We start from the raw sequence: 23,912 nt of genomic DNA, 5'->3' as shown, positions 1-23,912 counted from the left end.
CTATGGCCCTGGTACGAGCGCTGAACAAAATGACGAAAGCAGGTATGCCTGAAAGCGTGCGTATTGCCTGAAAACACAACCCGCTACGGGGGAGACTTACCCGAAATCTGATTTATTCAACAAAGCCCGTTTCCCCCTGTGCATGAACAAAAAATGAACACTTTCACCTGTTTTAGAATCTTCCTGGAGGGGTTGAGTGTTACGAACAAGTTCCCATTGTTCGATATATTCCCCGATAATAGGGTCAACTGGCTTTGTGAATGCCGCGTAAGTCTTGCTAACGGGTACATCTATCAGACAGATACGGGATACATTATTTTCTTCTGGCTGTTGCCAGCGGATACATCCACACTGCATACGTAGAATTTCATCACGTCTGAGGCCTCCAAATAGCCAGAGAACGCTGAGTGCTCTGACCATCTCCAGTGGATAAAAATAAGGATATGCAACACAGTTTGGTAAATCCGACTCCTGCAAGTTCTGTCCGGCGTGAAGTAATTTACACCACATATCATCGGCCACAATGCGAGGCTCTGGTCCAACCAGGGAAGTCAAGCTACGCGGTGCCCTGAAAACTCTTTCTGGGCTGAATCGTACAGGTATCCATCCCCATTCCTGCAGGTCATGAAAGAAAGTTCTAATATGACCCAACATCCTGGCCCTCGCTGCAGGCATCATCATTTTGCCACGACGGTCACGATACATGCCCCCAGGGTTTGCCCATTCACCAACTTTCATTCTACAAGCGGCGGTCACCCAAGCGATCGCGGTGTCCCGTGTCCAATCAGATGGTGACAGACAGGTTGGATAGCACTCAGCTAACCAGCGACCACACTTCAGCAAAACGTACCAACCGGACAAAATAGATGAGGGGCGAAGTACTGAGGTAGCACGCCACCGTTTGCACCATACCAGCCATTCAGTTGGTACATCGGCTGTTGCATTATATTCTCGGGGAGGACGGCGACGTTGTGTTATCCGGTGATCAAACCCTTCCTCAATAGTCCCTGATGCAGCCAGTATACGCGATAGAGTAGCGGAGGCTTCCCGGAGGTAATCCGGGCACGTTGCAGCAATCTGTTGCAATGTGGTCACGGTGATATGGTCTAGTTGAGCATCCCTTTGCAGAAGCATTGCCATACACATGGCATTTCTGATGCCGTTGTTCCGACCATCACGAGGCACATATCCCAGAACCTGCATCATATTGTCAAGCTGGCTGACGGCAAAATCGGTGCTCTGTCGGCCAAAAACCTTAAGACAGAGCCGATATTGATAGAATATGCCACAGTGTTCCAGCCGCTCAAACCCACATAGCAACCATGCCAACGCCATAACATATTGCCGACAGTTGCCGCTGGCTCCAAACCGTCGACGAAATTCCTCTTCGCTGTTGCAAATAACTTCTAACCACTCTTCTTGTGTCCAGGCCCAGTATGTTTTCCGGATGCGCTGCATCTCCAGGACTATATCGTGAATAGATGAATTGTAGGGGGCCTTGGCCGCATGCATTTTTGTTAGCGTGTCGCGTAGTGGTAAAAGAAGGCGGGAAAGCCGTTTTTGTATATCAGGTGACCAGTTTTTACCTCCTTGCTGGAAGTGGTCGACCAATGTATCCAGTGCCGCAAGCTCGCTTTCAGAGATCTCCGGTCGGGTATCCCAAAGGAGGTCAGGAAGACTGAGTGATGTTGTCGGACAAGGCGCAGTGTGTTCAGATTGCATCATGGAGAAGGATCCTGCTGTTGCAGTACAGTAAGGCGGCAAGTATGCAAGGATGCGACCGTGCAATTGAAACGACTACTCAGATCACGTGCGCTGAGATGAATATAGAGCAGAGTTGACTGGATACGACGGTGGCCAGCGAATGCAGCAATTTCGTGGATGTCCCAACCCACGCGTGCCAGTTCTGTCAGGCAAAGATGTCGGAATGTGTGGGTGCTGATGAGAGGAAGATCAGCCTTAAGAGCTAAACCGCGAACTACTTTTGACCAAGTCCAGTTGCTAATAGGTTCTGCCCGATTACGCGGAGAGCGTGAGAGAAACAACGGGCCGCGGGATGAGCTTAGCATACGGCGTTCAGTGAGCCAGGCTGTGTAGAGTTCTCCCGTCACAGGAGAATAGGGCACAACCCGACCAAAGCGGTTTTTGGTATGCTCAGCGCGCACAGTGAGCAACCGTTGAGAAGGGTCAATATCTCCGGTAGCCACTGTGCAAAGTTCTTCTCTGCGTAATCCGCAGTCGTAGGCCAGTGCCAGCATAAAACGAGTACGGATATCAGCTTGTCCGGCTACCTCAAGAAAGCGCAACCACTCCGCATCATCTGGGATCCACGGTAGCCGCCGCTGCACCGGCACTATACCAGCTTTTCCTTTCCCTCCGTTTTTCCAGACACCTCGTCTGACAGGATTTCTCTCCCGTATCCCCTCCTCACAAAGCCAGTCGTTGTACAGTCGTACCACCGTCAGCCGGTGGCGGATAGTGGCAGCTGCCAGCTGGCGCCCGGTATGCAGGCTGCGGACATAGAGTGCGACCGTATCACGTCCAGCGACAGCAGCCGTCAGGGCAACAGAGTGGCAGAAAGCGAGCCAGTCATTGACGCCACGGGCATAGGCATTAATGGTGTTTGGAGCACGCAGCAGGTCCTCCTGCAGGCACACCCACCGGCAAGCTGAAGGATCGGCCGACAGGAAAGGCAGCGCATCCAGCAGTTTCTTCTGCACCGCATCCCCCTTTTCGATAACAGAATGTGTTGTATGAAATATAGTCAATTCCAAATAACATAGACAACGAGCTATAACGCAGCCGTCGTTGTTAGAAAGGACGACCACTGGTTTATCGCGTAAATCGGGTCTGAAGCATTTCTCAACACTGCAATAAAAGCTGTTCACATCCGCCAGAGCATACATTACAGATTACCCCGGGCACGATGAACCCAATGAGTCACTACGCCAAAAATTGTCAGTTCATCGGGGTCTGGGTAAATTGGGGAATAAGCATTGTTCATAGGCAACAGGGCCAGTCTGGGAGTGGTCTGGAGCTGTTTAACAGTGAAGCCGCCGTCCACTTCGGCGATCACGATATCGCGATGTTGAGGACGAAGAGAACGGTCCACCACCAGCAAATCTCCATCACGCATACCGACATCCTGCATGCTGTTTCCCTGAGCTCGCACGAAATATGTTGCGGATGGATGCCTGATGCAATAATCGTTCAGGTCTAGCTCACTGGAAGTATAATCCTGGGCAGGGTTTGGGAAGCCAGCGGCACACCGCTCGAGAAATAAAGGGATGGCGATTTTCTCAGGATTTTCCATTGGAATTAAGAACATAGGCACAACCTCCGACCACCTAAGAATACTGTATATATAAGGGTCTTCCCTTGTTGTGGTGGCTGAAGGCATGATAATGGCGTATTAAATCGCCAGAGGTCACCACCATGGACGAAAAGTCCCTCTATGCACATATCCTCAACTTGTCAGCTCCGTGGCAGGTAAAGTCTCTTTCTCTCGATGAAAATGCCGCTTCTGTTACCGTTACTGTCGGAATCGCTGAAATACTCAGTTAACCTGTCCAGCCTGCGGGAAATCCTGCCCCGTTCACGATCACCGGCATCGTAAATGGCGCCACCTCGATACCTGCCAGTTCGCCACGATAGTTGAAGCCAGTGTGCCCCGTGTTATGTGTCCGAAGCATGGATGCCAGACTTTGCCTGTTCCGTGGGCGGGGCCCGGCAGCCGGTATACGCTGCTGTTCGAATCATTCGTGCTTTCATGGCTGAAAATCAGCACTGTTGATGCGGTCAGGAAACAACTCAAACTGAGCTGGAATGCCGTTGACGGCATTATGACCCGCGCGGTTAAATGAGGTCTTGCACGCATAAAAAAGCCGTTAGCAGCCCAGCATATGAATGTGGACGAGGTCGCTTTTAAAAAAGGACATCGTTATATAACGGTGATCTCCGATCGTGACGGGCGGGCGCTGGCTTTAACGGATGATCGAGGTAAGGAAAGTCTTGCCGGTTACCTCAGAACCCTGACTGACGGACAGCTGCAGGCCATTAAAACGCTCTCAATGGACATGAATGCGGGCTATATAAGAGCCGCGCGCATCCACTTACCGTGTGCAGTTGATAAAATCGCTTTTGACCGCTTCCACGTAGCGAAACAGCTGGGTGAGGTGGTGGATAAAACCCGCCAGAATGAACATCCCCGTCTTCCGGTTGAAAGCCGCCGTCAGGCCAAAGGTACCCGCTTCCTGTGGCAGTACAGCGACAAATGGATGACTGAGTCCCGGCAGGAAAAGCTGATGTGGCTGCGGGAACAGATGCAGCAGACAAGCCAGTGCTGGACACTGAAAGAGCTGGCCAAAAATATCTGGGATCGCCCCTGGAGCACAGAACGCAGGAATGACTGGTTGCAGTGGATATCGCTGGCGTCTCAATGTGATGTGCCGATGATGAAAAACGCAGCGAAAACCATCAAAAAACGGTTATATGGAATACTGAATGCGATGCATCATCGTGTCTCGAATGGTAATGCAGAGGCGCTGAACAGCAAGATCAGACTGCTGAGAATAAAAGCCAGAGGATACAGGAACCGGGAGCGCTTTAAGCTGGGAGTGATGTTCCACTATGGAAAACTGAATATGGCGTTCTGAGTCTTCCCACCATGATCGGGGAAGACCCTTATTTATACAGCATTGATATGTAATGACATTTTTTTGTTTACATACCCAAAAAACGTTCCTTAGTTACGAAAAATGATTCGCTGACTCTGCAAAATTGTCCTGCCTGTGATTAGCAACGGATTACCGGAGCAAATCTGGTGAGGTTGTTTAACAAAGTTACTTTTGATTGCGATAAACCTTGCGTCAGTGCTGGAGGTCAGAGTAGGCCAGATGTACGAACGGATGCACAAAGAAAATTGCCTTCGTTCCACTCTGTCCCTCTCTTCATCTATAGGCTCTTGCTTACACCTGGCGAAACCAATTCCGAACAGGGTTTATCGACAAAAGTAACTTTCCGTCCTGGTTATTTACCTGGGCAAAGCGATCTCTTCGAACGAACGAGCGTACAAGCGTTGTCCTGGAACCAGAACCGCACAACGCATAGAACACTTTCCGGCATAAAAGTAACTTTCTCAAAGTTGCGTTGTGACCAGAAAGTAAAACCGGAGAGTAGCTTTACGATAATCGACATTTAGCATGCAACATAAGGCCCCGTTGATCTGGGCTCACTCGATGGCTTACGAGGTAACAAACATCGCAACTAACGGTAAGTTCGCATCCCAGTAAAAATGCATGGTGATACGTACGACGGTTAATCTTTTCACTTTTCATAGGATGAGCACAACAGCTATCTAACCATGCCAACCTACTTGAATAGCTCTTAAGCAATTGTTTTATAGTGTAAAATGCCATTATCTTTCTGGGGTTACCCTGATACTGTGAACGTACAACCGTTAATTCTTTCAGATTAAAGTGACAATCTGCGGGCTTTGCACGTCCATAGGAACGTACGACGGTTAATGTTTTGAGCTGGAGAGGTCGGATACGAATGACAACATACGACCGTTAATGTTTCTGATTGAACTTGTCTTGAATGAAGTTTATTTGCTGTAGTATCAGACAGTTACTGTGTTTTCGTGTAGAGAGGCAACAATGGACGTGTAGTTAAAAGTGCAGCAACAGCGATAAAAGTTACTTTTCGATAAGGGGACTATTCTTCCAGAGAGTCATCCCCCTCTTTTGTACGCCTGATTTCCTGAATGCTACCTAAAGCTCCTCAAAATCGGCATCTTCGACTTCGGATTCCGGTTTTCCTTCCCTCTGCAACTTATCGAGGGCATCCAGAACGCCAGCAATCTCAGTTTCTGAGTAACCTGCAGCCTTCAGCATTTTAAGTTTATGTATCAGTGCATCGTCATCAGCTGGGTTATGTGCAGCCGGGACCAGGATGGTCTTTTTAGCATCCAGCGAGGGACTTCGTTTAAGTATGTGTGAAGTGGTTTACTGAATTTGGCCACCTGAACAGAGGTGATATGCTCACCTCAGAACAACACAGGTGTCATAATGAAAAAAAGAAATTTCAGCGCAGAGTTTAAACGCGAATCCGCTCAACTGGTCGTTGACCAGAACTACACCGAGGCAGATACAGCCAGCGCTATGGATGTCGGCCTTTCCACAATGACGCGATGGGTGAAACAATTACGTGATGAGCGGCAGGGAAAAACACCAAAAGCCTCCCCTATTACCCCGGAACAGATTGAAATACGTGAGCTGAAGAAAAAGCTACAACGCATTGAAATGGAAAACGACATATTAAAAAAGGCTACCGCGCTCTTGATGTCAGACTCCCTGAACAGTTCTCGATAATCGGGAAACTCAGGGCGCGTTATCCTGTGGCCACTCTCTGCCATGTGTTCGGGGTTCATCGCAGCAGCTACAAATACTGGAAAAACCGTCCTGAAAAGCCAGACGGCAGACGGGCTGTATTACGCAGTCAGGTACTTGAACTGCATGGCATCAGCCACGGCTCTGCTGGCGCAAGAAGTATCGCCATCATGGCAACCCTGAGAGACTTCAAAATGGGACGCTGGCTTGCTGGCAGGCTTATGAAAGAACTGGGGCTGGTGAGTTGTCAGCAGCCTACCCACCGGTATAAACGTGGTGGTCATGAACACATCGTTATCCCGAATCACCTTGAGCGACAGTTCGCAGTGACAGAACCTACCAAGTGTGGTGCGGCGATGTGACGTATATCTGGACAGGTAAACGCTGGGCGTACCTCGCCGTTGTTCTCGATATGTTCGCAAGGAAACCGGTGGGCTGGGCAATGTCATTCTCGCCGGACAGCAAGCTGACCATCAAAGCGCTGGAAATGGCGTGGGAAGCTCGCGGTAAACCAGCCGGAGTGATGTTCCATAGTGACAGTAATAATGCCGATATCAGTCTTTACCACCACTTAGTTTGCCGTTTAACCAGATTGGTGTGATTACTGATGCAGTGAAGACCTTCCCGCATCCTGACTCACACAGCGATCGACCTTTTGTGTCCTGCCCTGGACCCGTCGGTTGCCGGAAGCGCCTTCATGCGAGGCATCTCCTCACCGATGCGCGTGACTCAAGAAGGGCCTGACGGCTTGTCTCGTTACTGTCCTGTCCGGGTTATCTGTCTGGAGATTCAACTCTGTTTCCTCACAGGAGCTCTGTCATGGTTGATAAAGTTACCGAAGCTGCCGTTGTGGGTGGCATGGATACACATAAAGATTTGCACGTTGCCGCTGTCGTAGATCAGAACAATAAAGTCCTTGGGACTCAGTATTTCTCCACAACACGACAAGGTTACCGGCAGATGCTGGCATGGATGACCTCGTTTGGGACATTAAAGCGAATTGGTGTTGAGTGCACAGGTACCTATGGTTCCGGTTTGCTTCGTTATTTTCAGAACGCCGGGTTAGAAGTTCTTGAGGTGACTGCTCCAGACCGGATGGAGCGACGCAAACGGGGTAAAAGTGACACAATTGATGCTGAATGTGCCGCTCATGCAGCATTCTCAGGCATCAGGACAGTTACTCCCAAAACGCGTGATGGCATGATTGAGTCCCTGCGGGTATTAAAAACTTGCCGAAAAACAGCAATATCAGCCCGCAGAGTCGCTCTCCAGATTATCCATTCAAATATTATCTCTGCCCCGGATGAATTACGTGAACAGCTCAGAAATATGACGCGCATGCAGCTCATCAGGACCCTGGGTTCCTGGAGACCTGATGCCAGTAAATACCGCAATGTAACCAACGTTTATCGCATTTCATTAAAGTCCCTTGCCCGACGCTATCTCGAGTTACATGACGAAATCGCTGATCTGGATGTCATGATTGCGGCAATTGTCGACGAGTTGGCACCTGAGCTGATTAAACGTAATGCTATCGGATACGAAAGCGCTTCACAGTTGCTGATCACTGCCGGAGACAATCCTCAACGGTTAAGATCAGAATCAGGATTTGCGGCACTGTGTGGTGTCAGCCCGGTCCCCGTTTCTTCTGGAAAAACGAACCGTTACCGACTTAATCGTGGTGGAGATCGTGCTGCAAATAGTGCACTTCACATCATCGCCATCGGACGCTTACGAACTGACGCAAAAACAAAGGAATATGTCGCCAGGCGTGTAGCCGAAGGACATACAAAAATGGAAGCGATACGCTGTCTAAAGCGATATATCTCCCGCGAAGTTTACACGTTACTGCGCAATCAAAACAGGCGGATCAACAGTATCCCGATAACAGCTTGACTCTTAGAAGGGCGTCCAAGGCAGCCATTATACGAGCAGGCAGTTCCGGCAGTTACTGTGGCGATACCGGATCAGGCAGAGTATGAGTCGGCGTGGAAACTGCTGGGATAACAGCCCAATGGAGCGCTTCTTCAGGAGTCTGAAGAACGAATGGGTGCCGGCGACGGGCTATGTAAGCTTCAGCGATGCAGCTCACGCAATAACGGACTATATAGTTGGATATTACAGCGCACTAAGACCGCACGAATATAATGGTGGGTTACCGCCAAACGAATCAGAAAACCGATACTGGAAAAACTCTAACGCGGTGGCCAGTTTTTGTTGACCACTTCAGGCCAAACTCAGGCCGTTCATGGACTATATCGACATGCGTCTGGCTGAGAATGTCTGGAACGGCGAGGTCATCCTCGCGGAAATCAAAGCGATGGGTTATACCGGCGGACGCTCCATGTTGCGTTACTACATCCAGCCAAAACGTAAGATGCGGCCATCGAAGAAAACGGTTCGCTTCGAAACTCAGCCCGGTTACCAGCTCCAGCATGACTGGGGAGAAGTTGAGGCTGAGGTTGCCGGGCAACGATGCAGGGTTAACTTCGCGGTTAACACGCTGGGGTTCTCACGTCGCTTCCATGTCTTCGCGGCACCAAAGCAGGATGCTGAACATACCTATGAGTCACTGGTCCGCGCCTTCCGCTACTTCGGCGGCAGCGTGAAAACCGTGCTGGTCGATAATCAGAAAGCCGCAGTGCTGAAAAATAACAACGGGAAGATGGTGTTCAACTCCGGGTTCCTGCTGCTGGCCGATCACTATGGCTTCCTGCCACGGGCATGCCGTCCACGAAGGGCCAGAACCAAAGGTAAGGTGGAGCGGATGGTGAAATACCTCAAGGAGAACTTCTTCGTCCGGTACCGCCGGTTCGACAGCTTCGCCCAGGTTAATCAGCTACTGGAGCAGTGGATGGCTGACGTTGCCGACAGGCGGGAACTTCGCCAGTTCAGGCAGACACCGGAACAGCGCTTCACGCAGGAACAGGAGCATCTGCAGCCGTTGCCGGATACGGACTTCGATACCAGCTACTTCGATATCCGTCATGTCTCCTGGGATGGCTATATCGAGGTTGGCGGAAACCGTTACAGCGTGCCGGAAAGCCTGTGTGGCCAGCCGGTATCAATACGGATTTCGCTGGATGATGAACTGCGGATCTACAGTAATGAGCAGCAGATGGCATCGCACCGTCTCTGTTCGGCTGCATCCGGCTGGCAGACCGTGCCGGAGCATCACGCCCCGCTCTGGCAGCAGGTCAGTCAGGTGGAACCCGAAATCTGATTTATTCAACAAAGCCGCACCAAATCATCACTCGAAGATATTCAGGCATGGTACATCCGCGGCAAGCCCCTAATTTGTACTGAGGGGCAAAGTGAAAAAAGTTACTTTTTGTTGAAACGACAGTTAGCAATAACCCCCGCTTGCGGGGGCCATACCCACCAGGAGCAAACGCAGAAAGCCCGAGATACTTCTGCTGTACCGGGGGCTGGCGACATTTCAGGCAACACTCATAGTTGACATCCTCCCCGCCCTAAAGGGCGGGGAGGATGTCAATAATAGCAGACCACATCATGATGTCATTCTGACCGACAGATGCCAGAAGCAGAGGATCCATCCCATTTTATACCTACCTTATAACACTTAGAAAAACAACATGTTAAAAATGTTTATTGGAAACAATTTTATTTCCAATTGTAATGATAACCATTCTCATATTAATATGGCTACGTGATAATTAACTTTTGATGCACTCCGCATGTCTGACCGTGCCACTACCACAGCTTCCTTAACGTTCGAGTCGCTTTATGGCACCCATCACGGCTGGTTGAAAAGTTGGCTGACGCGCAAACTCCAGTCTGCCTTTGATGCAGATGACATTGCCCAGGACACTTTTTTGCGGGTAATGAGCAGCGAAACGCTCTCGACGATCCGCGATCCTCGCTCTTTCCTGTGCACTATCGCCAAACGCGTGATGGTGGACCTGTTTCGCCGAAACGCGCTGGAAAAAGCGTATCTGGAGATGCTGGCGCTTATGCCGGAGGGGGTAGCGCCTTCACCTGAGGAACGCGAAAGCCAGCTCGAGACCCTACAACTCGTCGACAGCATGCTGGACGGGCTAAACGGAAAAACACGTGAAGCGTTTCTGCTTTCGCAACTGGATGGCCTGACATACAGCGAGATTGCGCACAAACTCGGTGTTTCCGTCAGCTCCGTGAAAAAATACGTGGCGAAAGCCGTCGAGCACTGCCTGCTGTTTCGTCTGGAGCATGGGTTATGAATCCTTCGTTAACCGATTCCCGCCGTCAGGCGCTGCGTTCAGCTTCCCACTGGTATGCCGTGCTAAGCGGCGAGCGCGTCAGCCCACAACAGGAAGCGCGCTGGCAACAGTGGTATGAACAGGATCAGGATAACCAGTGGGCCTGGCAGCAGGTTGAAAACCTGCGCAACCAGCTTGGCGGTGTGCCTGGCGACGTTGCCAGCCGGGCGCTGCACGATACCCGCCTCACCCGCCGTCACGTGATGAAAGGATTACTGCTGTTGCTCGGCGCTGGCGGAGGCTGGCAACTCTGGCAGTCGGAAACCGGCGAAGGTCTGCGGGCAGATTACCGCACCGCCAAAGGCGCAGTCAGCCGTCAGCAACTGGAAGATGGCTCCCTGCTCACGCTGAATACCCAAAGCGCGGCGGATGTGCGTTATGATGCGCATCAGCGCACCGTCCGGCTCTGGTACGGTGAAATCGCCATTACTACCGCGAAAGATGCGCAGCAACGCCCCTTCCGCGTCCTGACCCGTCAGGGCCAACTCACCGCTTTAGGGACAGAATTTACCGTCCGCCAGCAGGATAATTTCACGCAGCTTGACGTGCAGCAGCACGCCGTGGAAGTGCTTCTCGCCAGTGCCCCCGCGCAAAAACGCATCGTGAACGCTGGTGAAAGCCTGCAGTTCAGCGCCTCTGAGTTTGGCGCAGTGAAACCGCTGGATGACGAGAGTACAAGCTGGACGAAGGGCATCCTGAGCTTCAGCGATAAACCGCTGGGTGAGGTGATAGCCACGCTAAGCCGTTACCGCAACGGCGTTCTGCGCTGCGATCCCGCCGTTGCCGGGCTGCGCCTGAGCGGGACGTTCCCGCTGAAAAATACCGATGCGATCCTGAACGTTATCGCTCAAACGCTTCCCGTTAAAATTCAGTCTATTACGCGGTACTGGATAAACATTTCACCGCTGTAAGAAAAATATTTCTCATTTCGATTGTCCTTTTTACCCTTCTCGTTCGACTCATAGCTGAACACAACAAAAATGATGATGGAGAAGGTATGACGCCGTTACGCGTTTTTCGTAAAACAACTCCTTTGGTTAACGCCATTCGCCTGAGCCTGCTGCCGCTGGCCGGTCTCTCGTTTTCCGCTTTTGCTGCACAGGTTGATATCGCACCGGGATCGCTCGACAAAGCGCTCAATCAGTATGCCGCACACAGCGGAATTACCCTCTCGGTTGACGCCAGCCTGACGCGCGGCAAGCAGAGCAACGGCCTGCACGGAGATTACGACGTCGAGAGCGGCCTGCAACAGCTGCTGGACGGCAGCGGACTGCAGGTAAAACCGCTGGGAAATAACAGCTGGACGCTGGAGCCCGCGCCCGCGCCAAAAGAAGATGCCCTGACCGTGGTCGGCGACTGGCTGGGCGATGCGCGTGAAAACGACGTATTTGAACATGCTGGCGCGCGTGACGTGATCCGCCGTGAGGATTTCGCCAAAACCGGCGCAACCACCATGCGTGAGGTGCTTAACCGCATCCCTGGCGTCAGCGCGCCGGAAAACAACGGCACCGGCAGCCACGACCTGGCGATGAACTTTGGCATCCGGGGCCTGAACCCACGCCTCGCCAGCCGCTCGACCGTCCTGATGGACGGCATCCCCGTCCCCTTTGCCCCTTACGGTCAGCCGCAGCTTTCACTGGCTCCCGTTTCGCTCGGCAACATGGATGCCATTGACGTGGTGCGCGGTGGTGGTGCGGTGCGTTACGGACCGCAGAGCGTGGGCGGCGTGGTGAACTTTGTTACCCGCGCCATTCCGCAGGACTTTGGTATCGAGGCGGGGGTGGAAGGTCAGCTCAGCCCAACCTCTTCACAAAACAACCCGAAAGAGACGCACAACCTGATGGTGGGCGGCACAGCGGACAACGGTTTTGGCACCGCGCTGCTCTACTCCGGCACGCGCGGCAGTGACTGGCGCGAGCACAGCGCCACCCGCATCGACGACCTGATGCTGAAAAGCAAATATGCGCCGAATGAGGTGCACACCTTCAACAGCCTGCTGCAATATTACGATGGTGAAGCCGACATGCCCGGCGGCCTGTCCCGCGCGGATTACGACGCCGATCGCTGGCAATCCACCCGCCCGTATGACCGCTTCTGGGGCCGTCGCAAGCTGGCGAGCCTGGGCTACCAGTTCCAGCCGGACAGCCAGCATAAATTCAACATTCTGGGGTTCTACACCCAAACCCTGCGCAGCGGCTACCTGGAGCAAGGCAAACGCATCACCCTCTCGCCGCGTAACTACTGGGTGCGCGGTATTGAGCCACGCTACAGCCAGAGCTTTATGATCGGCCCTTCCGCGCACGAAGTGGGCGTGGGCTATCGCTATGTGAATGAATCAACGCATGAAATGCGTTACTACACCGCCACCAGCAGCGGGCAGTTGCCGTCCGGCTCAAGCCCTTACGACCGCGACACGCGTTCCGGCACCGAGGCGCACGCCTGGTATCTGGATGACAAAATCGACATCGGCAACTGGACCATCACGCCGGGTATGCGTTTCGAACATATCGAGTCATACCAGAACAACGCCATCAAAGGCACGCACGAAGAGGTAAGCTATAACGCACCGCTTCCGGCGTTGAACGTGCTCTATCACCTGACTGACAGCTGGAATCTTTATGCAAACACTGAAGGCTCGTTCGGCACCGTACAGTACAGCCAGATTGGCAAGGCTGTGCAAAGCGGCAATGTGGAACCGGAAAAAGCGCGAACCTGGGAACTCGGTACCCGCTACGACGACGGCGCGCTGACGGCGGAAATGGGGCTGTTCCTGATTAACTTTAACAATCAGTACGACTCCAACCAGACCAACGACACCGTCACTGCACGTGGCAAAACGCGCCATACCGGGCTGGAAACGCAGGCACGTTACGACCTGGGTACGCTAACGCCAACGCTTGATAACGTTTCCGTCTACGCCAGCTATGCGTATGTGAACGCGGAAATCCGCGAGAAAGGCGACACCTATGGCAATCAGGTGCCATTCTCCCCGAAACATAAAGGCACGCTGGGCGTGGACTACAAGCCGGGCAACTGGACGTTCAATCTGAACAGCGATTTCCAGTCCAGCCAGTTTGCGGATAACGCCAATACGGTGAAAGAGAGCGCCGACGGCAGTACCGGCCGCATTCCCGGCTTCATGCTCTGGGGCGCACGCGTGGCGTATGACTTTGGCCCGCAGATGGCAGATCTGAACCTGGCGTTCGGTGTGAAAAACATCTTCGACCAGGACTACTTCATCCGCTCTTATGACGACAACAACAAAGGCATCTACGCAGGCCAGCCGCGCACGCTGTATATGCAGGGGTCGTTGAAGTTCTGATGTGTTAACGCCCGGCTTGCCGGGCTTTTAGCTGGAATGTGAATATGTTGGCATTTATCCGTTTTCTTTTTGCAGGCCTGCTGCTGGTGATCGGCCACGCCTTTGCCGCCACGGTTCAGGACGAACACGGCACGTTTACACTCGATAAAACGCCACAACGGATTGTGGTGCTGGAACTCTCGTTCGCCGATGCGCTGGCCGCCGTGGACGTCAGCCCGATCGGTATTGCCGACGATAACGATGCAAAACGCATCCTGCCCGAAGTGCGTGCGCACCTGAAACCGTGGCAGTCCGTCGGAACGCGCGCGCAGCCGAGCCTGGAAGCCATTGCTGCCCTGAAACCAGACCTGATCATTGCCGACAGCAGTCGCCATGCGGGGATTTACACCGCCTTGCAGCAAATCGCGCCGGTACTGCTGCTTAAGTCCCGCAACGAAACCTACGCTGAAAATTTGCACTCAGCGGCTATCATCGGCGAAGTGGTAGGTAAAAAACGAGAGATGCAGGCGCGTCTGGAACAACATAAAGAGAAGATGGCGCAGTGGGCCAGCCAGCTTCCCACAGGGACACGCGTGGCCTTTGGCACATCACGCGAACAGCTATTCAACCTGCATACCCAGGAGACCTGGACCGGCAGCGTGCTGGCTTCTCTGGGGCTGAACGTTCCCGCTGCGATGGCGGGCGCGTCCATGCCGTCCATCGGCCTGGAGCAACTGCTGGCGGTCAATCCTGCCTGGCTGCTGGTTGCCCACTATCGCGAAGAGAGCATTGTTAAACGCTGGCAACAAGATCCGCTCTGGCAGATATTAACCGCCGCGCAGAAGCAGCAGGTTGCTTCAGTCGACAGTAACGCCTGGGCGCGGATGCGCGGTATTTTTGCCGCAGAGCGTATTGCCGCTGACACGGTAAAAATCTCCCACCATCAGCCGCTTACCGATGTGAAATGACCGCGCTAAAACACCCGGTGCTGCTGTCGGGGCTTCCCGTTGCAGTACTTATTATTATTTTCTGGCTGAGTCTGTTTTGCTACTCGGCCATTCCTGTTTCCGGAGCAGACGCAATCCGCGCCCTGCTGCCTGGACACACGCCAACGCTACCAGAAGCGCTGGTGCAAAACCTTCGTTTGCCGCGAAGCCTGGTCGCCGTTCTGATCGGCGCAAGCCTGGCGCTCGCGGGCACGCTGCTGCAAACCCTGACCCACAACCCAATGGCCTCTCCTTCACTGCTCGGCATTAACAGCGGCGCGGCGCTGGCTATGGCGCTTACCAGCGCGCTGAGTCCGACGCCGGTTGCAGGCTATTCCCTGTCGTTCATCGCGGCATGCGGGGGCGGCGTGAGCTGGCTGCTGGTCATGACCGCAGGAGGCGGGTTTCGTCATACCCAGGACAGAAACAAACTGATCCTCGCGGGTATCGCGCTGTCGGCCTTTTGTATGGCCCTGACCCGCATCACCCTGCTGCTGGCCGAAGATCATGCTTACGGCATCTTTTACTGGCTGGCAGGCGGAGTGTCCCACGCCCACTGGCAGGATGTCTGGCAGCTCTTGCCGGTGGTGGTCACTGCAGTCCCTGTCGTGTTGCTGCTGGCGAATCAACTGAACCTGCTCAACGTCAGCGACAGTACCGCCCATACGCTGGGAGTGAACCTGCCGAGACTACGTTTGATCATCAATATGTTAGTGCTGCTTCTGGTTGGCGCGTGCGTCAGTGTGGCAGGTCCGGTGGCGTTTATCGGCCTGCTGGTGCCACATCTGGCGCGCTTCTGGGCAGGCTTCGATCAGCGCAACGTACTGCCGGTGAGCATGCTGCTGGGGGCCACGCTGATGCTGATGGCAGATGTACTCGCACGCGCGCTGGCCTTCCCCGGCGATCTGCCCGCAGGCGCAGTGCTGGCGCTGATTGGCAGTCCTTGCTTTGTCTGGCTGGTGAGGAGGCGAGGATGAAAATTGCGCTGGTCATTTTCATCACCCTTGCCCTGGCAGGCTGTGCGCTGTTATCACTCCATATGGGGGTGATCCCCGTGCCGTGGCGCGCGCTGCTGACCGACTGGCAGGACGGACGCGAGCATTATTATGTATTGATGGAGTACCGACTGCCGCGCTTGCTGCTGGCACTGTTTGTCGGTGCAGCCCTCGCCGTGGCGGGCGTGCTGGTACAGGGGATTGTGCGTAACCCGCTAGCATCACCGGATATTCTCGGCATTAACCATGCCGCCAGCCTTGCCTCTGTGGGAGCACTGCTTCTTATGCCATCACTATCCGTGATGGTGCTGCCGCTGCTGGCCTTTGCGGGCGGTATGGCGGGGTTGATCTTGCTGAAGATGCTGGCAAAGACCCACCAGCCGATGAAGCTGGCGCTCACCGGCGTGGCGCTTTCCGCCTGCTGGGCGAGCCTGACGGATTACCTGATGCTCCTGCACCCGCAGGATGTAAACAGTGCCCTGCTGTGGCTGACGGGTAGCTTATGGGGGCGCGACTGGCACTTTGTGAAGATTGCCGTGCCGTTGCTCATTCTGTTTTTGCCGCTGAGCCTGCGCTTTTGTCGCGATCTCGACCTGCTGGCGCTGGGCGATGCACGAGCAGCCACGCTCGGCGTGTCGGTTCAGCGCACCCGGTTCCAGGGGCTGATGCTGGCTGTCGCGATGACAGCAACCGGCGTGGCCGTCTGTGGCCCGATAAGTTTTATTGGTCTCGTCGTGCCGCACATGGTGCGCAGGATCGCCGGCGGGCGTCACCGCTGGCTGATGCCCGTTTCGGCCCTGACGGGCGCGTTGTTGCTGGTCATTGCCGATCTGCTGGCACGAATCATTCATCCGCCGCTGGAGCTTCCGGCAGGCGTGCTGACCGCCATTATCGGCGCACCGTGGTTTGTCTGGCTGCTTGTGAGAATGCGATAAATGAGATTACGTACTGAAAATCTGACCGTCAGCTATGGCGCACAAACCGTGCTGGATGGACTTTCTCTCGCCCTGCCTGCCGGAAAAATCACGGCCCTGCTCGGCCCTAACGGTTGCGGGAAATCGACGCTGTTGAACTGTTTTTCTCGCCTGTTAACACCAGACTCTGGCGAGATATTGCTTGATGAAAAACCCATAGCCGGTTTTTCCGCCCGCCAGCTGGCTCGCCGCCTGGCTTTACTGCCGCAACACCATTTATCCCCCGAGGGGATCACTGTACGGGAACTGGTTTCCTACGGCCGCAGCCCGTGGCTGTCGTTGTGGGGGCGACTCTCCGCGGAAGACAACGAGCGGGTCAACGTGGCAATGAGTCAGACCCGGACGCGCAATCTGGCTGACCGCAGGTTAACCCAGCTTTCCGGCGGCCAGCGCCAGCGTGCGTTTCTGGCGATGGTGTTGGCACAGGATACCCCACTCATTCTTCTTGATGAGCCTACGACCTACCTCGATATCAATCATCAGGTTGAACTGATGCGCCTGATGGTTGAACTCAAAAGGCAGGGGAAAACCGTAGTGACGGTACTCCACGATCTGAATCAGGCCAGCCGCTATTGCGATCATCTGGTGGTACTGGCAAGCGGTCGCGTGATGGCGCAAGGTGCTCCGGAAGCAGTGATGAAACCAGAGCTTCTAAAGACGGTGTTCAGCGTAGAAGCGGAAATCCATCCCGAACCGGTATCTGGCAGACCCATGTGTGTGGTGAAGTAGTCTGGCGAAGTCATAAGGATCATCACAGGACAGATAAAAGAAGTGATAACCACCTGCCAACAGGCACCAAAATCTGGCTGGTTGCCGGTATCACCGACATGCGCAACGGCTTCAATGGTCTCGCCGCAAAGGTGCAGACGATGCTGAAAGATGACCCGATGTCCGGCCATGTCTTCATCTTCCGGGGCCGCAGCGGCAGTAAGGTCAAACTGCTGTGGTCCACCGGCGACGGGCTGTGCCTGCTGACCAACCGGCTGGAACGCGGCCGCTTCGCCTGGCCCTCTGCCCGCGATGGCAAAGTGTTCCTGACCCCGGCGCAGCTGGCAATGCTTCTGGAAGGCATCGACTGGCGGCAGCCTAAAAGACTGCTTACGTCCCTGACCATGTTGTAGGCCTCTTTATCCTGGTTGTCGTTGAATAAGCCTGGTAAAATGCGGGCTTATGAACAACACCTCCCCCTGACGACATCCTTCTGCTGAAACAGCGCCTGTCCGAACAGGAAGCGCTGAACCGCGCCCTGCTGGAAAAGCAGGCCGACCGGGAGCGCGAAATAGACCATCTGCAGGCGCAGCTGGATAAGCTTCGCCGGATGAACTTCGGCAGTCGTTCTGAATAAATCTCCCGCCGCATCGCGCAGATAGAAGCCGACCTGAACCGGCTTCAGACAGAAAGCGATACGCTGACGGGTCGGGTTGCCGATACGGGCCGGGCCCCGTATCGTTTTAACCCTGAATATTCATCGCAGATATTGTTTCGGGTTTTCCGGTATACCAGCCCTGAACTAGGTAACCGAGGCCAAGAGAACGGACGAATTCAAACTGTCCTGGCGTTTCCCCCCCTACAAACACCAGTGGTTTGCCAGTACCACGTAACCCTTTCACCACAGAAACAAGTAGCGCTCGCTTCACCGGGTCATCAATATTGGCAATAAAAATACGGTCTATTTTTATCTCATCGAAATCCAGTACCGTCAGCCATTCAATATGGGGGCCGCTTGGCAAACGGAAAATATCCTACGTTAAGCCTGTTTCTTTAGCTGGCATTACAAAAAGCGAGCGTCTGCATGGTACAGACAGACACCCGAATACGATAAAAATGAGACGAAAAAAACAGGTTACTTAACCCGCTTCCCCGTTTCGTCAATGATCTTTTCGCCGTCCTCTTTGGTAAACGCTCCTTTCTGACCTTCAGGTAGAATATCCAGCACTATTTCTGAAGGGCGGCAAAGACGAGTGCCAAGCGGCGTAACGACTACCGGCCGATTAATCAGGATCGGATGTTGAAGCATAAAATCAATCAACTGCTCATCACTGAATTTCTCTTCATCAAGGCCCAGGTGTTCATAAGGCTCAACATTCTTACGCAGCAATGCACGCACCGTAATTCCCATATCTGAAATAAGTTTAATCAGCTCATCACGGGTCGGTGGCGTATCGAGATAATAAATAATGGTCGGTTCGTTACCGCTGTTACGGATCATCTCCAGCGTGTTGCGTGAAGTGCCGCAGGCCGGGTTGTGATAGATGGTAATGTTGCTCATATCTTTATCTCATTACAAAGTGATGGAAAGCCGCAACGCCAGCGCGGCCAGAGTGACAAACAGCACGGGCAGAGTCATGATAATGCCCGTGCGGAAGTAATAACCCCAGGTGATCGTTATATTTTTCTGGGCAAGCACATGCAGCCAAAGCAGGGTTGCCAGACTGCCAATCGGGGTGATTTTCGGGCCTAAATCGCAGCCAATCACGTTGGCATAAATCATTGCCTCTTTGACGACGCCAGTCGCCGTACTCCCGTCAATCGACAGCGCGCCAATCAGCACCGTCGGCATATTGTTCATCACCGACGACAGGAACGCGGTCAGGAAGCCGGTGCCGAACGTTGCTGCCCATAACCCCTTTTCTGCCAGCAGGTTCAGTACACCAGACAGATACTCCGTGAGCCCGGCATTGCGCAGGCCATAGACCACCAGGTACATGCCCAGCGAAAAAATCACGATCTGCCATGGCGCACTGCGCAGGACTTTCCCTGTGTTGATGCCATGACCTCTTTTCGCCACGATAAACAGTACTGCTGCGCCAGCAGCTGCTATCGCGCTGACAGGGATCCCCAGCGGCTCCAGAACGAAGAAACCGACAAGCAGCAATAACAGGACAATCCAGCCCGCCCTGAACGTTGCCGCATCCTTTATCACACTGGCAGGCGTCTTCAGCAGCGAAACGTCATACGTTGCCGGAATATCCCTGCGGAAGAAGAGATGCAGCATGATCAGCGTGGCCGCAATCGCTGCCGCATCCACGGGGATCATAACGGAGGCGTACTGCGTAAAGCCCAGATCGAAGAAGTCCGCCGAGACGATATTCACCAGGTTAGAAACAATGAGTGGCAGGCTGGCCGTATCTGCAATAAATCCTGCAGCCATGACAAAGGCCAGTGTCGTGCCCTGGCTGAACCCCAGTGCGAGCAGCATCGCAATCACAATCGGCGTCAGGATCAGCGCGGCGCCATCATTGGCGAACAAAGCAGCAACAGCGGCACCGAGCAAGACTATCCAGGTGAACAGCAGGCGGCCACGTCCGTTACCCCAGCGGGAGACGTGCAGTGCGGCCCATTCAAAGAAGCCGGACTCATCGAGCAGCAGGCTGATGATGATGACCGCAATAAATGCCGCTGTCGCGTTCCAGACGATATTCCAGACAACAGGAATATCAGAGATATGGATGACACCGGTTCCCAGCGCCAGCACAGCCCCGATACTCGCGCTCCAGCCAATACTCAGGCCTCTGGGTTGCCAGATCACCAGTACCAGCGTCAGTAAAAATATACTCCCTGCCAAAAGCATCTCAGACCCCATCATATATGATTTTGTAAATATGTTTTCCTGCCTCAGCAGGAGGTGCAGGCTGATTTGTCCAGCCATTCACGTACATCCTCGCGCAGACACTGCCAGGTCGTCGTGATTGTCTCTGCTGCCCACGCCGGAATATGGGGTGACAGACGATAGTGGATCCATTTGCCTTCCCGACGGTCAAGAACCAGATCAGCCTCGCGAAGGATAGCCATATGTCGCGAAATTTTGGGCTGCGATTCGGAGGTGGCAACGCAGATATCGCAGACGCACAATTCTCCGGACTCACGGAGAAGCATGACGATGGCTAGCCGTGTTTCATCCGACAGGATTTTGAAAAGCTGAACAGGTTGTAGCATTTTTCACTCCGTTCCCTTTAGAATACACATATGTTAGATCATATATATTAACTTTAAAATCACCTGTTCTCTCCGGTGGAGAAAAATGGAACAATTTCCAGCCCTGAATACTGACTGTTTTGATCAACATATTGCCGAACGTCTGCACCTGCAGGAGCCCCCACGGATTCTGATCCTGTATGGCTCAGTAAGGGAGCGCTCCTACAGTCGCTTTGCCGCGGAGGAAGCAGGTCGCCTGCTGACGGCGATGGGCGCGGAGGTGAAATTCTTTAACCCCTCCGGTTTACCCCTGCCGGATGATGCCCCGGATACGCACCCTAAAGTCTCCGAGCTACGCGGGCTGGTCAGATGGTGTGACGGGATGGTGTGGAGCTCGCCGGAACGGCACGGGGCTATGAGCGCGGTGATGAAGGCGCAGATCGACTGGATACCGTTGAGTGAAGGCGCGGTTCGTCCTTCGCAGGGCAAGACACTTGCAGTGATGCAGGTTTGCGGCGGTTCGCAGTCCTTCAATGCCGTGAACCAGATGCGCATTCTGGGCCGCTGGATGCGGATGTTCACAATTCCCAACCAGTCCTCGGTGGCGAAAGCCTGGCAGGAATTTGATGAGAACGGAAGGATGAAGCCGTCCTCATGGTACGACCGTATCGTAGATGTCGCAGAGGAGTTGTTTAAAATTACGTTGCTGCTCAGGGGACAAACCAGCTACCTTGCAGATCGCTACAGCGAACGAAAAGAGAGTCATCAGGAACTTTCGTACCGCGTCAATCAGGAAAAAATATAACGCCTTCTGATCGTATAAATACACACCATGAGCGTTTTCACAAAGTCTCCTTCTGCCAGGCAGCGGATAATCTTACATGTGTCTGTCGTTTTCAGAAGACGGCAGACCGGACTAAAACCATAGGCATATCATTTGCCTTCAACAAGTTCACCGAACAGCTCTTTCACCCTGTTTCTGGCGTCCGTTAGCGCTATGTGCCCTTGTCCGGTGATTTCATATACTCGCCGACTTCGTCGACCGGCCTGAACATGTCGTGAGGTGAGATACCCCTTCTTTTCCATACCGTGCAGCATCGGATACAGGGTACCCGGGCTGAGTTGATAACCGTGGTGTCGCAATTCCTCAATGATGCCCAGACCAAAGACGGGTTCTTTGGCTGCATGATGCAGGATGTGCAAACGGATCATCCCGCCGTAAAGATCTTTGTCGGTCACGCCCGGAACCTCACAGTGCTAAACTCAACAACCAACCCGCAACACCGCAACTCACTACGACCAGCCACGGCGGCAGTTTCCAGAACATCAGAGCGACCAGTGCCACAAGGGCAAGGCCGAAATCTTGCGGAGCGAGAACTGCGCTCGTCCATACTGGTTGATAGAGAGCTGCCAGCAGAAGGCCAACTACGGCTGCATTAATACCCTGCAACGCTGCTTGTGTACGGATATTGCGGCGCAGACTTTCCCAGAACGGCAATGCTCCCACAATCAGAAGGAAGGACGGTGCGAAAATTGCCAGCAGACAAACCAGACCACCCAGCCAGCCAGAAGGCACCTGGTTCATCGAAGCCCCGAGAAAGGCTGCAAAAGTGAACAACGGTCCAGGAACGGCCTGGGCAGCGCCGTAGCCAGCCAGGAATGTATCAGTGCTGACCCAGCCAGAAGGAACGACTTCAGTCTGCAGTAATGGCAGCACGACATGCCCGCCACCAAAAACCAGTGATCCGGTCCGGTAGAAAGTTTCTACCATTAACAGCGTCGGATTTGGGAATATCGCCGTCAGCAATGGTAACCCTGTCAGTAGCACAAAGAACAGCGTGAGCCAGAACAATCCGACGCGACGCCGTATTGAAACGGGCAGCGGATCATGTACCGTCGTCTGCTGAGGTTTGAACAGTAACATGCCAGTGACAGCCGCAGTGACGATTACTCCCACCTGTCCCCAGGCCGATGGCACAAGAAGCACAAAGCAGGTTGCCACTGCCATGACAGTAATACGCGGTATATCCGGGCAAAGATTTCGGGCCATGCCCCATACAGCTTGCGCGACCACCGCAACGGCTACCACTTTCAGCCCATGCAATACACCAGAGGGCATCACATCCCCGTAACTGGTCATCCCCAGCGCAAACAGGATCAGTGCAACTGCTGACGGTAGCGTGAAGCCGGCCCATGCTGCCAGCGCCCCGGTATAACCGGCCCGGGACAGCCCGAGCGCTATACCAACCTGACTGCTTGCTGGTCCCGGAAGGAACTGGCACAGAGCGACCAAATCTGCATAGCTGCGCTCGGTCAACCACTGCCGTCGCGTCACAAACTCATCGCGGAAGTAACCCAGATGGGCAATTGGGCCGCCGAAGGATGTCAGGCCAAGTCGGAAGAAAATCAGAAAGACAGCCCAGGGGCTGTGATCATTCCTGGCAGTATCGTTCATGGTCAGATCCTGATTGCTGGTTTTAGTGGCTATTATAATCGAATTTCGTTATCGAAATTCGATTATAATAGCCACTGCTCCCTGTGGATAGAATGATGTTTCATGCTTTCCAGATGTTTACTTCAAGAACAGTTTCAACTGCCTGGCCAGTTATGGGCTTTATTCACATTCAGTATTATTGCTGTCCTGCTTTTACCCGGAGTATGGTTTGCCGGGTGGTATTAAATTCTCTGGCAACCGCACTGATACTGGCCCCGGAATTAAGGCGCTCTGACACTATTTTTTTTTGCTCCTCGCTCAAGATGGGCGGACGACCGAAGCGTTTCCCGGCTGATCTTGCCCGAGAAATCCCTGAATGTGTGCGTTCAATCAGCAGATCCCTCTCAAACTCAGCCACAGCTGAAATCACCTGCATAGTCATTTTTCCGGCCGGGCTGGTTAAATCCACACCTCCGAGAGCGAGACAATGAACACGGATATCTAAAGTAGCCAGTTGTTCAACTGTTTTTCGGGCACTGTTGCAAAGTTAGCGATGAGGCAGCCTTTTGTCTTATTCAAAGGCCTTACATTTCAAAAACTCTGCTTACCAGGCGCATTTCGCCCAGGGGATCACCATAATAAAATGCTGAGGCCTGGCC

20 protein-coding genes and 7 pseudogenes are annotated in these 23,912 nt (G+C 53.6%); 16 read left to right on the top strand and 11 right to left on the bottom strand.

What is annotated here, in order from left to right; translation table 11 throughout:
* A partial coding sequence (locus MKR05_RS26225; RefSeq protein WP_223349232.1) for a hypothetical protein occupies positions 1-71 on the top strand: 71 nt, incomplete at its 5' end.
* A 25-nt stretch (positions 72-96) separates the two neighbouring features.
* On the opposite strand, the gene MKR05_RS26220 is transcribed toward MKR05_RS26225, so the two are convergent.
* Genes MKR05_RS26220 through umuD form a run of 3 tightly spaced genes read right to left on the bottom strand, consistent with a single transcriptional unit; the run spans position 97 to position 3,328 of the window.
* Entirely contained in the window at positions 97-1,725 is a 1,629-nt protein-coding gene (locus MKR05_RS26220) for a site-specific integrase (protein ID WP_284118955.1), read from the bottom strand.
* Positions 1,722-2,906 carry a site-specific integrase gene (locus MKR05_RS26215; protein WP_023287179.1) on the bottom strand — a complete coding sequence of 395 codons (1,185 nt, stop codon included), beginning with the start codon at positions 2,904-2,906 and terminating at the stop codon, positions 1,722-1,724. Before MKR05_RS26215 ends, MKR05_RS26220 begins: the two co-directional genes overlap by 4 nt.
* Entirely contained in the window at positions 2,906-3,328 is a 423-nt protein-coding gene (gene umuD, locus MKR05_RS26210) for a translesion error-prone DNA polymerase V autoproteolytic subunit (protein ID WP_023287178.1), read from the bottom strand. The genes MKR05_RS26215 and umuD overlap by 1 nt, the downstream gene beginning before the upstream one ends.
* Before the next feature lie 107 nt (positions 3,329-3,435).
* On the opposite strand from umuD, the pseudogene MKR05_RS26205 reads away from it, so the two are divergent.
* The 14 genes and pseudogenes from MKR05_RS26205 to MKR05_RS26135 all read left to right on the top strand — a co-directional run.
* Positions 3,436-4,655, top strand: a pseudogene (locus MKR05_RS26205) (ISL3-like element ISCfr12 family transposase).
* 1,413 nt (positions 4,656-6,068) lie between these two features.
* Positions 6,069-6,936, top strand: a pseudogene (locus MKR05_RS26200) (IS3 family transposase); the annotation flags it as partial.
* 272 nt (positions 6,937-7,208) lie between these two features.
* Complete coding sequence (locus MKR05_RS26195) at positions 7,209-8,285, top strand: IS110 family transposase (protein ID WP_045372268.1); 1,077 nt, start codon at positions 7,209-7,211, stop codon at positions 8,283-8,285.
* A 16-nt stretch (positions 8,286-8,301) separates the two neighbouring features.
* Positions 8,302-8,610 (top strand): annotated as a pseudogene (locus MKR05_RS26190) (integrase core domain-containing protein); the annotation flags it as partial.
* Positions 8,611-8,619: 9 nt separating this feature from the next.
* A pseudogene (gene istA, locus MKR05_RS26185) lies at positions 8,620-9,612 on the top strand (IS21 family transposase); the annotation flags it as partial.
* Between the two features lie 475 nt (positions 9,613-10,087).
* Entirely contained in the window at positions 10,088-10,609 is a 522-nt protein-coding gene (gene fecI, locus MKR05_RS26175) for an RNA polymerase sigma factor FecI (protein WP_004118235.1), read from the top strand.
* Positions 10,606-11,559: a ferric citrate uptake sigma factor regulator FecR gene (gene fecR / locus MKR05_RS26170; RefSeq protein WP_017146590.1), complete on the top strand. Its 954-nt coding sequence runs from the start codon at positions 10,606-10,608 to the stop codon at positions 11,557-11,559. Before fecI ends, fecR begins: the two co-directional genes overlap by 4 nt.
* A gap of 86 nt (positions 11,560-11,645) precedes the next feature.
* The gene (fecA, locus tag MKR05_RS26165) at positions 11,646-13,970 is read left to right on the top strand and encodes a TonB-dependent Fe(3+) dicitrate receptor FecA (protein ID WP_023287171.1); all 2,325 of its coding nucleotides are present in this window, start codon (positions 11,646-11,648) and stop codon (positions 13,968-13,970) included.
* 44 nt (positions 13,971-14,014) lie between these two features.
* A complete protein-coding gene (fecB, locus tag MKR05_RS26160) occupies positions 14,015-14,917 on the top strand; it encodes a Fe(3+) dicitrate ABC transporter substrate-binding protein FecB (RefSeq protein WP_023287170.1) in 903 nt (300 codons plus the stop codon).
* The gene (gene fecC / locus MKR05_RS26155; RefSeq protein ID WP_023287169.1) at positions 14,914-15,912 is read left to right on the top strand and encodes an iron-dicitrate ABC transporter permease FecC; all 999 of its coding nucleotides are present in this window, start codon (positions 14,914-14,916) and stop codon (positions 15,910-15,912) included. The genes fecB and fecC overlap by 4 nt, the downstream gene beginning before the upstream one ends.
* Positions 15,909-16,865, top strand: coding sequence for a Fe(3+) dicitrate ABC transporter permease subunit FecD (gene fecD, locus MKR05_RS26150; protein WP_004118246.1), 957 nt, complete (start codon positions 15,909-15,911; stop codon positions 16,863-16,865). Before fecC ends, fecD begins: the two co-directional genes overlap by 4 nt.
* Entirely contained in the window at positions 16,866-17,633 is a 768-nt protein-coding gene (gene fecE / locus MKR05_RS26145; RefSeq protein ID WP_004152282.1) for a Fe(3+) dicitrate ABC transporter ATP-binding protein FecE, read from the top strand.
* 53 nt (positions 17,634-17,686) lie between these two features.
* Positions 17,687-18,025 carry an IS66 family insertion sequence element accessory protein TnpB gene (gene tnpB, locus MKR05_RS26140; protein WP_032414410.1) on the top strand — a complete coding sequence of 113 codons (339 nt, stop codon included), beginning with the start codon at positions 17,687-17,689 and terminating at the stop codon, positions 18,023-18,025.
* A 49-nt stretch (positions 18,026-18,074) separates the two neighbouring features.
* A pseudogene (locus MKR05_RS26135) lies at positions 18,075-18,333 on the top strand (IS66 family transposase); the annotation flags it as partial.
* A gap of 22 nt (positions 18,334-18,355) precedes the next feature.
* Here the strand turns inward: MKR05_RS26135 and MKR05_RS26130 are convergent.
* The 4 genes from MKR05_RS26130 to MKR05_RS26115 form a co-directional block, all read right to left on the bottom strand.
* Positions 18,356-18,634 carry an EAL domain-containing protein gene (locus MKR05_RS26130; protein ID WP_023287167.1) on the bottom strand — a complete coding sequence of 93 codons (279 nt, stop codon included), beginning with the start codon at positions 18,632-18,634 and terminating at the stop codon, positions 18,356-18,358.
* Between the two features lie 113 nt (positions 18,635-18,747).
* Positions 18,748-19,173, bottom strand: a complete 426-nt coding sequence (gene arsC, locus MKR05_RS26125; protein ID WP_007898882.1) for a glutaredoxin-dependent arsenate reductase — start codon at positions 19,171-19,173, stop codon at positions 18,748-18,750.
* 12 nt (positions 19,174-19,185) lie between these two features.
* Positions 19,186-20,475 carry an arsenic transporter gene (locus MKR05_RS26120; RefSeq protein WP_007898880.1) on the bottom strand — a complete coding sequence of 430 codons (1,290 nt, stop codon included), beginning with the start codon at positions 20,473-20,475 and terminating at the stop codon, positions 19,186-19,188.
* Between the two features lie 44 nt (positions 20,476-20,519).
* A complete protein-coding gene (locus MKR05_RS26115) occupies positions 20,520-20,840 on the bottom strand; it encodes a transcriptional regulator (protein ID WP_004206577.1) in 321 nt (106 codons plus the stop codon).
* 85 nt (positions 20,841-20,925) lie between these two features.
* Here MKR05_RS26115 and arsH point away from each other — a divergent pair, with 85 nt between their 5' ends.
* The gene (gene arsH / locus MKR05_RS26110) at positions 20,926-21,624 is read left to right on the top strand and encodes an arsenical resistance protein ArsH (protein WP_016151343.1); all 699 of its coding nucleotides are present in this window, start codon (positions 20,926-20,928) and stop codon (positions 21,622-21,624) included.
* Positions 21,625-21,752: 128 nt separating this feature from the next.
* On the opposite strand, the gene MKR05_RS26105 is transcribed toward arsH, so the two are convergent.
* The 4 genes and pseudogenes from MKR05_RS26105 to MKR05_RS26090 form a co-directional block, all read right to left on the bottom strand.
* Positions 21,753-22,058, bottom strand: coding sequence for a PadR family transcriptional regulator (locus tag MKR05_RS26105; RefSeq protein ID WP_004206574.1), 306 nt, complete (start codon positions 22,056-22,058; stop codon positions 21,753-21,755).
* Positions 22,059-22,068: 10 nt separating this feature from the next.
* Positions 22,069-23,274 carry a chromate efflux transporter gene (gene chrA, locus MKR05_RS26100; protein ID WP_004206572.1) on the bottom strand — a complete coding sequence of 402 codons (1,206 nt, stop codon included), beginning with the start codon at positions 23,272-23,274 and terminating at the stop codon, positions 22,069-22,071.
* A 175-nt stretch (positions 23,275-23,449) separates the two neighbouring features.
* Positions 23,450-23,785, bottom strand: a pseudogene (locus MKR05_RS26095) (recombinase family protein); the annotation flags it as partial.
* A 52-nt stretch (positions 23,786-23,837) separates the two neighbouring features.
* A pseudogene (locus tag MKR05_RS26090) lies at positions 23,838-23,912 on the bottom strand (IS6 family transposase); the annotation flags it as partial.

Source organism: Klebsiella sp. K5-204 (assembly GCF_030128585.1).
In the GTDB taxonomy this organism is placed as follows: domain Bacteria; phylum Pseudomonadota; class Gammaproteobacteria; order Enterobacterales; family Enterobacteriaceae; genus Klebsiella; species Klebsiella quasipneumoniae.
This window is presented reverse-complemented; position numbering and strand designations above follow the sequence as displayed.

What these genes read in the sequence shown, in the direction of transcription:
- MKR05_RS26220 (WP_284118955.1), bottom strand. Translation starts at nt 1,725, where the DNA reads ATGATGCAATCTGAACACACTGCGCCTTGTCCGACAACATCACTCAGT.
- MKR05_RS26215 (WP_023287179.1), bottom strand. Translation starts at nt 2,906, where the DNA reads ATGTATGCTCTGGCGGATGTGAACAGCTTTTATTGCAGTGTTGAGAAA.
- umuD (WP_023287178.1), bottom strand. Translation starts at nt 3,328, where the DNA reads ATGTTCTTAATTCCAATGGAAAATCCTGAGAAAATCGCCATCCCTTTA.
- MKR05_RS26195 (WP_045372268.1), top strand. Translation starts at nt 7,209, where the DNA reads ATGGTTGATAAAGTTACCGAAGCTGCCGTTGTGGGTGGCATGGATACA.
- fecI (WP_004118235.1), top strand. Translation starts at nt 10,088, where the DNA reads ATGTCTGACCGTGCCACTACCACAGCTTCCTTAACGTTCGAGTCGCTT.
- fecR (WP_017146590.1), top strand. Translation starts at nt 10,606, where the DNA reads ATGAATCCTTCGTTAACCGATTCCCGCCGTCAGGCGCTGCGTTCAGCT.
- fecA (WP_023287171.1), top strand. Translation starts at nt 11,646, where the DNA reads ATGACGCCGTTACGCGTTTTTCGTAAAACAACTCCTTTGGTTAACGCC.
- fecB (WP_023287170.1), top strand. Translation starts at nt 14,015, where the DNA reads ATGTTGGCATTTATCCGTTTTCTTTTTGCAGGCCTGCTGCTGGTGATC.
- fecC (WP_023287169.1), top strand. Translation starts at nt 14,914, where the DNA reads ATGACCGCGCTAAAACACCCGGTGCTGCTGTCGGGGCTTCCCGTTGCA.
- fecD (WP_004118246.1), top strand. Translation starts at nt 15,909, where the DNA reads ATGAAAATTGCGCTGGTCATTTTCATCACCCTTGCCCTGGCAGGCTGT.
- fecE (WP_004152282.1), top strand. Translation starts at nt 16,866, where the DNA reads ATGAGATTACGTACTGAAAATCTGACCGTCAGCTATGGCGCACAAACC.
- arsC (WP_007898882.1), bottom strand. Translation starts at nt 19,173, where the DNA reads ATGAGCAACATTACCATCTATCACAACCCGGCCTGCGGCACTTCACGC.
- MKR05_RS26120 (WP_007898880.1), bottom strand. Translation starts at nt 20,475, where the DNA reads ATGCTTTTGGCAGGGAGTATATTTTTACTGACGCTGGTACTGGTGATC.
- MKR05_RS26115 (WP_004206577.1), bottom strand. Translation starts at nt 20,840, where the DNA reads ATGCTACAACCTGTTCAGCTTTTCAAAATCCTGTCGGATGAAACACGG.
- arsH (WP_016151343.1), top strand. Translation starts at nt 20,926, where the DNA reads ATGGAACAATTTCCAGCCCTGAATACTGACTGTTTTGATCAACATATT.
- chrA (WP_004206572.1), bottom strand. Translation starts at nt 23,274, where the DNA reads ATGAACGATACTGCCAGGAATGATCACAGCCCCTGGGCTGTCTTTCTG.